The 12,890-nt window shown below is 72.7% G+C and carries 7 protein-coding genes; 3 read left to right on the plus strand and 4 right to left on the minus strand.

What is annotated here, in order from left to right; translation table 11 throughout:
- The 4 genes from AB0K09_RS21025 to AB0K09_RS21040 all read right to left on the minus strand — a co-directional run.
- Window positions 1-1,501: S53 family peptidase (locus AB0K09_RS21025; RefSeq protein ID WP_366066908.1), on the minus strand; the 1,501-nt coding region annotated here is incomplete at its 3' end.
- 76 nt (window positions 1,502-1,577) lie between these two features.
- Entirely contained in the window at window positions 1,578-2,498 is a 921-nt protein-coding gene (locus tag AB0K09_RS21030) for a serine/threonine-protein kinase (protein WP_366066909.1), read from the minus strand.
- Window positions 2,495-4,324 carry an ABC transporter ATP-binding protein gene (locus AB0K09_RS21035; protein WP_366066910.1) on the minus strand — a complete coding sequence of 610 codons (1,830 nt, stop codon included), beginning with the start codon at window positions 4,322-4,324 and terminating at the stop codon, window positions 2,495-2,497. The genes AB0K09_RS21030 and AB0K09_RS21035 overlap by 4 nt, the downstream gene beginning before the upstream one ends.
- Before the next feature lie 304 nt (window positions 4,325-4,628).
- Complete coding sequence (locus AB0K09_RS21040; RefSeq protein WP_366066911.1) at window positions 4,629-5,885, minus strand: glycosyltransferase 87 family protein; 1,257 nt, start codon at window positions 5,883-5,885, stop codon at window positions 4,629-4,631.
- 188 nt (window positions 5,886-6,073) lie between these two features.
- Between AB0K09_RS21040 and AB0K09_RS21045 the strand changes: the two genes are divergently transcribed.
- The 3 genes from AB0K09_RS21045 to AB0K09_RS21055 all read left to right on the plus strand — a co-directional run.
- Window positions 6,074-8,458, plus strand: a complete 2,385-nt coding sequence (locus AB0K09_RS21045) for an excinuclease ABC subunit UvrA (RefSeq protein WP_366066912.1) — start codon at window positions 6,074-6,076, stop codon at window positions 8,456-8,458.
- Between the two features lie 296 nt (window positions 8,459-8,754).
- On the plus strand, window positions 8,755-9,480 hold the full coding sequence (locus AB0K09_RS21050; RefSeq protein WP_366066913.1) for a peptidoglycan recognition family protein: 726 nt from the start codon (window positions 8,755-8,757) through the stop codon (window positions 9,478-9,480).
- Window positions 9,481-9,486: 6 nt separating this feature from the next.
- A partial coding sequence (locus AB0K09_RS21055; protein WP_366066914.1) for a hypothetical protein occupies window positions 9,487-12,890 on the plus strand: 3,404 nt, incomplete at its 3' end.

The raw sequence follows: 12,890 nt of genomic DNA on the forward strand, positions 1-12,890 counted from the left end.
CACTGCCTGGACAGGCTGAGCAGGTCAGCGCGGAGCACGCCCCCTCCTCGTCCGCCGTCGGCTCCGACCAGGCCGTATCCGTCGGGCGGGGAGGGAGAAGGGGTTGCAGCAGCCCGAGGGGCCAGCCGAGCGCCTCGGCGAGCCGGCAGCTGAGCGCGGCCCACAGCGGGGCCACGGCACTGGTGCCACCGGTCACCTGCGACTCGCCGTCGACGAGGACCTGGTAGCCGGTGTTCGGGTCGGCGACGGCGGACACGTCCGGTACGCCCCGCCCCCGGCCGGAGCCGTTCGGCACGCCGGCCCGGGACTGCCAGTCGGGCAGGTCGAAGGCGCGGCTCACGCCGCCTCCGGTGATGCCCTCCCGCGAGTGCCAGACCGTCTCCGACGCCACGGTGCCGTCGCGCGGGTCCGCCTGCAGCCGGGTGCCGCCGCAGGCGAGCGCGTGGGCGCCGGAGGCGGGGAAGTCGGCGTGCGGTCTGCCGTCGCGCTCCTTGTCGGTGCTGCCGTTGTCGCCGGAGGCGACGCAGACGGTGACACCCAGCGCGGCGGCGTCGGCGAACGCCTCGTCCAGCAGCCGCCGGCCCTGGGGCGACCACCGGTTCTCCGCCAGCCCCCAGCTGATGCTCACGGCCGCCGGGGGCGGGTCGGTGGAGATGGCGGTGGTCACGGCGTCGACGAAGCCCTGGTCGGTGTTGGGCGCGAAGTACACCACCTGCCGGGCACCGGGTGCGAGCGCGCCCGCCACCTCGATGTCGAGGAGCACCTCGCCGTCGTCTCCGGAGGGGTCGCCCTGCGGGGCATTGCGGGATCCGTCCACGCCCTTGGCGTGCACGACGGGTGCGGGGCTGACGCCCATCTCGTCGAAGTACCTCGCGAGCTCCTGGGTGGTGAAGCCGCCGCCCAGTTCGACGATGGCCATGGTCTGTCCGGTGCCGTCGGTGCCCTGGGGGAAGCGGTAGACCTTGGCCAGGTCGGGGGGAGCGTAGGAGGTGTTCGCCGCCCTCGGCTCCATGCGCCGCAGGTGGGGGCGGGCCTGCGGCCGGTCGTCCAGGCCCTGGACGCCGACGACGACGCCGTCCCACTCGGGCAGGATCCGCAGCTCGCCCTCGCGCTGGCGGTGCTCGGCCCGGCCGCCCGTGACGGGGTCGGGGCTCTCCACCAGCTGGACCTGCCCCGGGTCCACGACCTCGCGGATCCGGGCCAGTGGCCCGCTGACCTTCACCTGACGGGCGTGCGGGCTTTCGGTGACCTCCAGTCCGTGCTGCTGGGCGGTGCGTCGTACGAGGTCCACGTCGGCCGGGTCGGCCCCGTAGCGCTCGGCGAGTTCGTACCGGGAGACGGTGGCCGCTCCCTCGACCAGGTCCCTGGGGATCTCGGCGCGACGACGCAGCGTCAGCGTGAGATCGATGTTCTGCGATTCGTCCACCGCTCCGAGCGGGCGCGCCTGGGGCAGCCCCATGCGCCCGCTGTCCCGGAGAGGTGTCATGTCTCGTCCGGTCATGCCTCCAGTCTTCGATGTGCTTCCGGAAGGCCACAAATCGGGGCCACGGATCGGGGCCGCACATCGGTGCCGTGGATTACGGCTCCGGGGCGTCGGGCTCCTCCGGCGGACGCACCGCGCGCCGGCCCTGCGGTGCCTGGGCGTCGAGCAGGGCGGCGAGCGCGCGGACCGTCGGCCGGGCGCCGGGGCCGGGCCTCAGTGCGCCGTCGATCGCCTCGGCGAGGCCGGCCGGGAGGCGCCGGCGGGTCGTCACCGGCGGCACGGGCGGCGGCTCCCCGGGGTCCGGGGTGTCCTCGGCGCCGGTGCTCCACGAGCCGCTCCACGAGTTGCCGGTGCCGGTGGCACCCGGGTCGTGCGGTGGGTCGCCGGTGGCGGCCTCGTAGAGGGTGGCGCCGATGCCCCAGACGTCCGTCGCCGCGGTGAGCTCGCCGCCCCGGGCCTGCTCGGGGGCGAGGTAGCCGCGGGTGCCGGCGCCGGGCGGGCCCGGGCCGGGCGGGCGGGCGATGCTCAGGTCCAGGAGCTTGGCCCGCCGGCAGTCGATGACGACGTTGGCGGGCTTGATGTCCAGGTGCAGCAGTCCCCGGCCGTGCAGATAGTGGGCGGCGGAGCACAGTTGCACCCCGAGCAGGGCCAGGTCGCCGGCGGCGAGCCGGCGGCGCCGGCGTTCCAGGAGGCGGTCGAGCGTCTCGCCGGTGAGGGTCTCCAGGACCACGTACGGCTCCGGCTCGGCGACGGTCTCGTACGCGCGGACCAGGTGCGGATGCGTGAACTCCGCCAGCCAGCGGCCCTCCTGGACCAGCCGCGCCCGGTACTCCCCGTCCTGGCTCCCGCCCGGGCGCAGCACCTTCACCACGCACCGGCAGTCCCGCTCCTCGCTCCACGCGTCGTACAGGTCGAGCCAGCCGGTCCGGTACAGGTGGGCGAGCACCTGGTAGCCGGGGGCGACATACGCCCCGGCCGCCAGCGGCGGGCACTCGGGGGTGCGGTCGCCGGTCATGCCGCGCCTCCTCCCGCTGTCCGCGCCGGCAGGTCCCCAGGGCCCCGCGGGCCGCCCTGCGGATGGTTGAGCCGTGCGTAGACCGGGCTGCGGGCGAGGAGTTCGCCGTGGGAGCCCGAGTCGGCGACGCGGCCGTCCTGGAGCAGCACGATGCGGTCGGCGGCGCGGACGGTGAGCAGGTTGTGGGAGATGACGATCGTGGTGCGTCCGGCCATGAGCAGGCGCAGCGGTCCCAGGATCCGGGCGCCCGACTCGGCGTCGAGGCCGGTGGTGGGCTCGTCGAGGATCAGCAGGGGCGCGTCGCGGACCATGGCGCGGGCGATCGCGAGTCGCTGGCGCTGCCCGCCGGAGAGCAGCCGGCCGCGCTGGCCGACGACGGTGTCGTAGCCGTCGGGGAGCCGGCTGATGAAGGCGTGCGCGTCGGCGGCCCGGGCCGCCGCGAGGATCTCCGCGTCGCTCGCGCCGGGGCGGCCGTAGGCGATGTTCTCCCGGATCGTGCCGTGCAGGACCAGCGTTTCCTGGAGGAGCACGGCGATGTTGTCGCGCAGCTCGGCGATGCGCAGTCCCCGCAGGTCGAGCCCGTCGATCCGGATGGTGCCGCGTTCGGGGTCGTAGAAGCGCAGCAGCAGTTTGGCGGCCGTCGACTTGCCGGCGCCGCTCGCCCCGACCAGAGCAAGGGTCTCGCCGGGTTCGATCCGGAAGGAGACGTCCGCGAGGGCGGGCCGGGCGGCTCCGGGGTAGCGGAAGGTGACGGCTTCGAAGCCGACCTCGCCGCGGGAGCGGCCGAGCCGGGCGGGGAAGAGGGTCTGGACGACCTGCGGCCGCTGGTCGAGCAGTTCGATGATCCGCTCGGCGGCGGCCGAGGCCGCGAAGAAGGTGTTGCTGAGCCGGGACAGACCGCGGATCGGGCTGTACAGCCTGGTGAGCAGGGTCAGGAAGACCATCAGGCCGCCGAGGGTGAGCCGGCCCTGGACGAGCTCCCAGGCGCCCAGGCCCATGACGGTCAGCACGCCGCCCAGTTCCAGGACGTCGACGACGGGGCCGAAGAGGGCGCGGACCCGGGCGGAGGTCATCTCGGCCCGGTACCGGCCGAGGTTCTCGGTGCGGAACCGTTGCTGCTCCCAGCCCTGGCGGTTGTAGGCCTGGACGAGGGCGATGTTGCCCAGCGCCTCCTCGGTGACGGCGCTGATGGTGCCGTCGCGTCGCTGTCCCTCACGGGAGGCGGCCTTGATGGGGCGGGCGAAGAGCCGGGCCGTGTACCAGAACAGCGGTGCCGCCAGCAGCGCGACGAGGGTCAGGTCCCAGCGCAGCAGGAACAGGACCGTGAGGAAGACGACGAGTTCGACCAGCTGGGAGACGGCGGTGACGACGCCGGAGAGCAGGAACGTCTCGACGGTCTCGACGTCGCCGGTCAGCCGGGCCAGGACGTCGCCGAGCCGGCGTCGTTCGAAGAAGCCCAGGGAGAGACTCTGGAGGTGGCGGAAGAGGTCCGACCGGAGTGCCAGCAGGAAGCGCTCGCTGATCCAGGTCGAGGTCACGTCGTCGCCGAACCGCACCAGGCCGGCGATCAGGGTCAGGCCGACGTAGGCCAGGGCGATCGGCAGGAACAGGGCGAGCCGGCGCGGTACCAGCACGTCGTCGATGAGGAGCTTGAACAGCCAGACGCCGGCCGCGTCGACGACGGGGCCGGCGACGACGAACAGGAGCAGGACGGCCAGCCAGCGCCGGCCGCCGCGGGTGTAGGGCCAGAACCGGCGGAAGACGGCGCGCAGGGCCACCGGCGGAGCGGCGGGAACGATCGCGTCACCCTGCTCCGTGCTTCCCATGGCGGACAGGAGCCGCCGCAGCGACCACACCGGGTCGGTCCTCGCCCGGGCCACGGGGCCCGCGCGGCCCGCGGAACACGGCCGGGCCCACCGGGCCCGGCCTGGGCTTCAGTGACGGATGCCGTCACCAGCGACGGTTGCGGCGACGGTGGTCCGTCCTCTTCGGGTGCCTGGTCCGCCTTCTGGTGGTCGTGCGCCTGCGCAGACTGCCCAGCGCGGGGACCAGACCTGCCAGCATGCCCATGGCTCCCTCCAATCCTTTTTGGTTCCCCCTTCAACGGTACGAGCGTGGGCGGCGGAATCCTCAGGGACCGGCGAAGATTTTCTGCCGGGGCCGCGGGATCGCGTCCCGGTGGCGCGGCGGGCGCAGGAGCAGCCGGGGCCAGAGCAGGAGCAGGACGGGGTAGACGGCGTACCCGACGCGCGAGGCGGGGGCCAGCACGATGGCCAGGGCGAGCCCGAGCGCGAGCCGGTCGGCGGCCGCGACGACGTGCCGCGGCGGGCGGCCCGCGAGGGACGCCCCGACGGCCGCGGCGCCCAGCGCCAGGAGCGCCACGGTGACGGCCTTGCCGTGCGGGACCAGGGTGACGATCAGATGCCCGAGCAGGGGGCTCTCGGCGCTGGACGGCGTGGGCCCGAGGCCCAGCGGATAGCGGACGGCGTTCACCAGGAATCCCCGGCCGTCCGCCAGGGCGAAGGGGAGGACGGCGAGCAGACCGATGCCCACCGCGCCGGCGGCGCACCGGAGGGCGGCCCGCCCTCCCCCGCGCGCCGCCGGCAGGGCGACGACCACGGGCAGCGCGGGCCAGGCGGTCCACTTGAGCGCCGCGGCCGCGCCCAGGGCCAGTCCGGCGCGCCCGGCGAAGCCGCGGTGCGCGCAGGTGAGCGCCAGGCACAGCAGTCCGGTCACCGGCGGGTCGACGCCACCGATGGCGAGCGGCAGCGCGACGAGCGGGCAGGCCGTCAGCCACAGCACCCACGGCACCGGGGCGGTGGTCCCGCCGCCCGTACCGCTTCCGCCCTTCGCCGCCATGCGGGCGGCGCCGCCGAGGGCGGCGAGGAAGCCGGCGAGGAACCACCAGCGGGCGCTGGTCAGCGGCCCGTCGCCGAACAGCGCGCGGGGCATCCCGAAGAGGGCCATGCCCGGGAGGTAGGGGTTGAAGTCCCGCACCGCGTGCGGCGCGTCCCGGTAGGGGCTGCCGGAGGAGAGCAGCAGGTGGGCCGATCGCTCGACGACACCGACCTCCATCTGCGCCTTGCCGATCGCCGTCAGCCACAGCAGGGGCACGACGAGCGCGCCCGCGACCGCGACGAGGGCGGGGCCGCGGGCCCAGGGTATGGACGCGCGTGCCGCGCACAGGGCGGCGCAGCCGTAGCCGGCGGCGGCGGTGAGGCCCCACAGGTGCTGGGAGGTGTCGTCGCGCGACAGGAGCCCCACCGTCAGCGCCAGGGCCGCGCAGAGGACGAGGACGGGCCGGTCCCACCGCCGGGTGCCGTCGCCGTGCCGGAGGAGCCGTACGAACGATTCCGGGCGCCCGGGGCGGGCGCGGTCTCTGAGCATGCCCGGACTATACACATGATGTATACGCGGAGCGTATAGCTGGGCGGAGAGGCAGGCGGAGGAGGGAGAACGGAGGCCACTGGCGAAAATGGGAACCGGATGTCACCCGGAGCTGGTTGGATCGGCCGGGCGACGCCGGAGGGGACCGCTGAGGCGGCCCCGGCCCCAGGGACGGAGAGACGAAGAGCATGGCCAAGAGGACGGACACGCAGCCGCCCGCACCGCACGCCGCCGACAGCCATGAGCTGATCCGCGTGCACGGCGCGCGCGAGAACAACCTCAAGGACGTCAGCGTCGAGATCCCGAAGCGCCGGCTGACGGTGTTCACCGGCGTCTCCGGCTCGGGCAAGAGCTCACTGGTCTTCGACACCATCGCCGCCGAGTCCCAGCGGCTGATCAACGAAACCTACAGCGCCTTCGTACAGGGCTTCATGCCCACACTGGCACGGCCCGAGGTCGACGTCCTGGAGGGCCTGACGACCGCGATCATCGTCGACCAGCAGCGGATGGGCGCCGATCCCCGCTCCACGGTCGGCACGGCCACCGACGCCAACGCGATGCTGCGCATCCTCTTCAGCCGGCTCGGGCAGCCGCACATCGGCTCGCCCCAGGCGTTCTCCTTCAACGTCGCCTCGATCAGCGGAGCCGGCGCGGTCACCCTGGAGCGCGGCGGGCGAACGGTGAAGGAGCGCCGCGACTTCAGCATCACCGGCGGCATGTGCCCGCGCTGCGAAGGCCGCGGCTCGGTCTCCGACATCGACCTGACCCAGCTCTTCGACGACGCCAAGTCCCTCTCCGGGGGCGCCCTCGCCATCCCCGGCTACAAGCCGGGCGGCTGGAACTACCGGCTCTACAGCGAGTCGGGCTTCTACGACCCGGACAAGCCGATCCGGAAGTACACCAAGAGGGAGCTGCACGACTTCCTCCACCGCGAGCCGGTCAGGATGAAGATCGCGGGCATCAACATGACGTACGAGGGGCTCGTCCTCCGGGTCCAGAAGTCGTTCCTCGCCAAGGACCGCGAGGCGATGCAGCCGCACATCCGGGAGTTCGTGGACCGGGCGGTCACCTTCACCACCTGTCCCGACTGCGAGGGCACCCGGCTGACCGGGGCCGCCCGGTCGTCGAAGATCAACGGCATCAGCATCGCCGACGCCTGCGCGATGCAGATCAGCGACCTGGCCGAGTGGGTCCGCGGCCTGGCCGAGCCGTCGGTGGCGCCGCTGCTCGCGAAACTGCGGCACGCCCTCGACTCGTTCGTGGAGATCGGCCTCGGCTACCTCTCGCTCGACCGCCCGGCGGGCACGCTGTCGGGCGGCGAGGCACAGCGCGTCAAGATGGTCCGCCACCTGGGCTCCTCGCTCACCGACGTCACATACGTCTTCGACGAGCCCACCACCGGCCTGCACCCGCACGACATCCAGCGGATGAACGGCCTGCTGCTGCGGCTGCGGGACAAGGGCAACACGGTGCTCGTCGTGGAGCACAAGCCGGAGGTGATCGCGATCGCCGACCACGTCGTCGACCTCGGCCCCGGCGCCGGCACGGCGGGCGGCACGGTCTGCTTCGAGGGCACCGTCGAGGGGCTGCGCGCCGGCGGCACCCTCACCGGGCGCCACTTCGACGACCGGGCCACCCTCAAGGCCGCGGTGCGCAAGCCGGCCGGTGCCCTGGAGATCCGGGGCGCGACGACGCACAACCTGCGTGGCGTCGACGTGGACATCCCGCTCGGGGTGCTGGCCGTCGTCACCGGCGTCGCCGGCTCCGGCAAGAGCTCGCTCGTACACGGGTCGGTCCCCGCCGAGGAGGGGGTGGTCTCGATCGACCAGACCCCGATCCGCGGTTCCCGCCGGAGCAACCCGGCGACGTACACCGGGCTGCTCGACCCGATCCGCAAGGCGTTCGCGAAGGCCAACGGTGTGAAGCCGGCGCTGTTCAGCGCCAACTCCGAGGGCGCGTGCCCCACCTGCAAGGGCGCCGGTGTCGTCTACACCGACCTGGCCATGATGGCCGGCGTGGCCACCACGTGCGAGGAGTGCGAGGGGAAACGCTTCGAGGCGTCGGTGCTGGAGTACCACCTCGGCGGCCGCGACATCAGCGAGGTGCTCGCCATGCCGGTGACCGAGGCCGAGGAGTTCTTCGGCACGGGTGCGGCGCGCACCCCTGCGGCGCACAGGATCCTGCAGCGGATGGCCGACGTGGGCCTGGGCTACCTCACCCTGGGCCAGCCGCTCACCACGCTGTCCGGCGGCGAGCGGCAGCGGCTCAAGCTGGCCACGCACATGGCCGAGAAGGGCGGCGTCCACATCCTCGACGAGCCGACCGCCGGCCTGCACCTCGCCGACGTCGAGCAGCTGCTGGGCCTGCTCGACCGGCTCGTCGACTCCGGGAAGTCGGTCATCGTGGTCGAGCACCACCTGGCGGTCATGGCGCACGCCGACTGGATCATCGACCTGGGCCCGGGCGCCGGCCACGACGGCGGCCGGATCGTCTTCGAGGGCACTCCCGCGGATCTCGTCGCCGCGCGTTCGACCGTCACGGGGGAACATCTGGCGGCGTACGTCGGGGCGTGAGCGGGCGGCCCCGGCGGGCGGGGCGCGGCGGCACCGTTTCGACGTCCGGAACGTCCCCGCATTGCCCCGAGTTGCGGACTGGGCGCCGCCGCTCGACGGTGGTAGTGGGGGTGTTGTCTGCCCGCAGGGACGGACGTGAGCCGTCCCGTCAGCCGTGGGCGCTGTTCTTCGACAAGCCGTGAGCGTTGTGCATCGAGGTGCCCGGACACCGGGCGACGGACGCCCGGCCTTTCCTGCCGCCGGGCCCCGCTCCGAGCAGCGCGACGTGCCCCGCGCGAGATGCCCCGGAGGAAGAGATGACGGCCAAGACGATGCAGTACACCTGCCCCACTTGCGGAGAAGCGACGCAGAATCCGGTCGGGACCGGCGAGGACATGGCGGCACTGGGCCTCAAGTCGCACAGGAACCTCAGCGACCTGACGAGGCCCGATGCCGGATACCTGAACAGCCCGAACCGCTCGGGCGGCCCCCCGATGACCACCGACGGCATCGTCGTCCATTACACGGCCGGCCGGTACGACGGAACGGTCGGCTGGTTCCAGAACCCCGCGTCGCAGGTCTCGGCGCACTTCGTCGTCGCCCGGGACGGACGCCGGACCCAGATGGTGCCGCTGCCCGACCCCGACACCGAGGGCCCCCGAGACGGCAAGTACAAGGCCTGGCACTGCAAGAGCGGCAACGGCCGGTACTTCGGCATCGAGCACGAGTACGGATACCCGGGCGCGACGGGTCCCTCCGACTGGACCGAGGAGATGCTGGATTCCTCGGCCGAGCTGGCGGCCTACCTGTGTGCCCTGTACTCGATACCGATCCAGCTGGAGCTCGACCCGGCCACACGTGACTGGTTCACCGGCTTCGGCGGGCACTACAACGTCCCCGACAACGACCACACCGATCCCGGGCCCTACTTCCCGTGGGACTTCTACCTCAGCCGTGTGACGGACTACACCAGCCGCCTGGTGCAGTCCCCGGACGGCGCGCTCACCATGGCCGGCGGTGGCACGCCCTACCGGACGCTGTAGCCCTCGATGAACAGCCGCACGGTGAAGGCCCTCGCCGCCTGCTCCCCCGCGCCGGGCCGGCTCGATCTCTTCCTCGGTGCCGACGACGGCGGCGTGTGGCACAAGACATTCGACGGGGGTACAGCCGGTACCTGGAGCCCGTGGCGCCCGCTCGGCCGTCCGTGGCCGTCGGCGGGTGCCCCCGGCGCCGACCGGCTGACCGCGACGGTCTCCGGCGCGGGCCGGATCGAGCTGCTCGCCCTCGGCGGCGACCGCGAACTGTGGCACAGGGCCTTCGCCGACGGCGGCTGGGGGCAGTGGACCTCACGCGGCCCGCTCACGGGATGCTCCCCGGCGGTCGGCTTCACGGCCACCGCGTCCGGCCCCGGCGACCTGCACGTCTTCTACCCTGCGGACGGTCGGCGCGCGGAGGTCGTCCACTGGCGGCCGGACGGCAGGAGAACCCCGCTCCTCCCGGACCTACGGGCCTCCGGGCGGCTGGAGGCGGTCGCCGTCGCGCCCGGCCGGTTCGACCTCTTCCTGTCCGATGCCCGTGAACGGCGCTTCCTCCGGGGACGCTTCACGGACGGCCGGCCGACGGTCTGGGACGATCTCGGGAACCCGCCCGGGGACGGACGGACGTCCCACTCCTTCACAGCGACGGAATGCGACTTCTTCGTGGCCGGCGGCAAGGGACTGTGGCACCGGCCCCTGGACGCGCCGCCCGGCTGGGAGAACCTGGGCGGGGACCTCACCCCGGACGGCACGGCCCCGGCCCATGTCGCCTCGGCCTCCTGGGACGGTGACCGGACCGACGTGTTCGCCGTCTGGGCCGGCGTCGCGGTGATGCACCGGTGGTACGACGAGGCGTGGTCCGACTGGCAGCTGATCGACGTCTGGGACAGCGCACAGGGCGTCTACAGCGCACTGCGCCCGCAGGACCTCGTCGCCCTGACCATCAGGAGTGCGGGCCTCCGGGAACGGGTGCGGTCCGACGGCGTGGTCGAGCTCGTGGCCGATCATCCGGGCGGACGGCTGATCGTGGACCTCGCGCCGCAGCACACGGCGGAGAGCGTGCTCGAATCCGGGTCGTCGAGCCAGGCCAGGACGGCCGGGCCCTCGAGGCTGCACTTCGCCGTCGACCAGGGGCCGATCGCCCTCACCGTCGACGGAATCCTCGACGCGATGGGCCGGCTGCCCCTGGTCACCGCGCCGTCCTCCGCCGGGGAGGAGGTGAGCAGACTCGAACTTCCCTGGCGGCTGCTGCTCGCCCTGCGGCCCGGCCCGCAGTCCACCGCCCGCTGCACTCATCGCTCTTCGCCGGGCACGGGTACCGGCGGCGCGACCGAACTGTGGCACAGCCGGATATCGGCCCATGGCGGCGACGAGTACCTGGGCGTACAGCCCTACCAGGCCCTGCCCGGCGAGTCCGGCCTGGGCACGCCGCTGGACGGCTGGGTGGACCAGATAGCACAGCGCGGGGCCCAGCACGCCGACCGGCCCGCGACGGTCGACCGCCTGATCATGAGCTCGTACGGGGCGTGGTTCTCGGCCTCGGTCAGCTGGCCGGAGCTGGAGTGGACCCATCGGACCGCGATGGGCCGGGACTACTACGTCCGGATCCTCAAGCGCGGCGCGCTCTTCCCCTTCGGGCACCGCGCGGCGTACGTCGAAGTCGTCGAGCGGGAATTCGATCAGACGGGTCCCGCGGTGGCGGGCCTGCGCAGGAAACCCATGCTGATCGTCACCGAGCCGGACCGCGACTACGGCATCGGTGCGGGCGGCGCGCACGAGCGGACCTTCCCGTTCCAGCACGTCGCGGTCGAACCCCGCCTCGTGACCGATCTGGACGTACCGCACTGGCTGGGCACTTGGGGCTTCTGGCCGACGCGAGGGGGCAGCGCGATCGAGTTCTCCCTCCACGCACGGGCCGGCGAGGAGGACGTCGAACTGCGTCTGCCGTTGCTGTTCGCCGACGACACGGCGACCGGCACCGCCGGAGCCACGGCCCTCGACACGGAGTACGCCCGGGGCCCGCACTTCGGGGCGGGATTCGACATGGGCCGGCCGACCACGGACATCGGGCGCAGAATCCCGCTCGCCATGCAGTCGCTGACCCAGCCGGTGCAGGGCGCCGTGCAGGAGGTGCGGTCGATGACCTTCGGCGGCGTCGGCAAGGCACTCACCCCGGGCGGGGTGGGCTTCCATCCGAAGGTGACCCAGCTCGAAGTGGGACTGCCGGCGGTACGCCAGCTTCTGGGGCCCATGCCGGCGATACCCGCGACGTTCTCGCAGGCCCTCGCGCAGGCCGCGCCGGGGGCGCCGGCACCGGACGCGCTGCTCGACCTGCTGGAACGGAAGGTACTGAACTTCTCGGCGGCCGGCGCCCGGGCCGGGCTGCTGGCTGCGCCGAACATGACGGTGGACCAGATCTCACGAACCCTGGGCCCGATCGCCGGCGGTCAGTTCCCCACCGACCCCAGGAAAGTGTTCGATGCCGACGCCAAGCTGTTCGGCGTCGTCCCCCTCCGCGACATCATCTCCGTGATCACAGGGCAGCCGAAGATCGTCTGGGCCGATGCGGAGGGCGCGCTGTCGGCGACCCTGACGTGGAAGGAGAAGCTGACGAACCATGTCGGCCCCTTCTACCCGGGCACGTCGTCGTCGGTCTTCCTCGAAGTGATCGCGAAGGTCGTCGACGACCGGCCCGTCATGCACGCCACCGGAGAGATCACGGACTTCTCCCTGGAGATTCCCGCGCGCGACGGCGCACTCGTGATCCTCACGTTCAAGAAGGTACGCTTCACCGCCAACTCGGGCGAGCGCCTCACCCTCTCCTTCGACCTGAAGGACGCCCAGCTCACGGGGCAGCTCGCGTTCATCCGCACTCTGGCGAAGTCCATACCGCAGGTGGCGGGCCGCGGGCTGCGCACGGACGTCTCGGCCGAACGAGTCAAGGCGACGTACACCGTCTGTGTTCCGACCACCGGCCTGATCGTCTTCACTCTGCAGAATCTCGTCCTGGAGACCGGGCTCACGCTGTCGCTGACCAACAGGCCCATCGTGATCGATTTCGCGTTCGGCACCCGGGAACGGCCGTTCCTGGTGACGGCATCCGGCTTCGGGGGCGGCGGCTACCTGGAGCTCGGCGTGAGCGCCGGCGGGCCGGACGCCGGACTCCAGCGATTCGTGGGCGGCATCGAGTTCGGCGCCTCGGTGGCCATGAACTTCGGTGTCGCGGCCGGGGAGGTGCACGTCCTCGGCGGCGTCGTGTTCGTCAAGCACGACGGCATCGAGATCACCGGCTATCTGCGCATCGGTGGCAGCGTGACGGTGCTGGGACTCATCAGGGTCTCGGTCGAGCTGACGATGAGCCTCACCTACGACCTCGACGCCAATGAGCTCACCGGGTCGGCCAGACTCGTCATCAC

This window comes from Streptomyces sp. NPDC049577 (assembly GCF_040675635.1).
GTDB lineage: Bacteria > Actinomycetota > Actinomycetes > Streptomycetales > Streptomycetaceae > Streptomyces.

Coding starts and splice junctions, on each gene's coding strand:
- AB0K09_RS21035 (WP_366066910.1), bottom strand. CDS start 4,324: ATGGGAAGCACGGAGCAGGGTGACGCGATCGTTCCCGCCGCTCCGCCG.
- AB0K09_RS21045 (WP_366066912.1), top strand. CDS start 6,074: ATGGCCAAGAGGACGGACACGCAGCCGCCCGCACCGCACGCCGCCGAC.
- AB0K09_RS21040 (WP_366066911.1), bottom strand. CDS start 5,885: ATGCTCAGAGACCGCGCCCGCCCCGGGCGCCCGGAATCGTTCGTACGG.
- AB0K09_RS21030 (WP_366066909.1), bottom strand. CDS start 2,498: ATGACCGGCGACCGCACCCCCGAGTGCCCGCCGCTGGCGGCCGGGGCG.
- AB0K09_RS21050 (WP_366066913.1), top strand. CDS start 8,755: ATGACGGCCAAGACGATGCAGTACACCTGCCCCACTTGCGGAGAAGCG.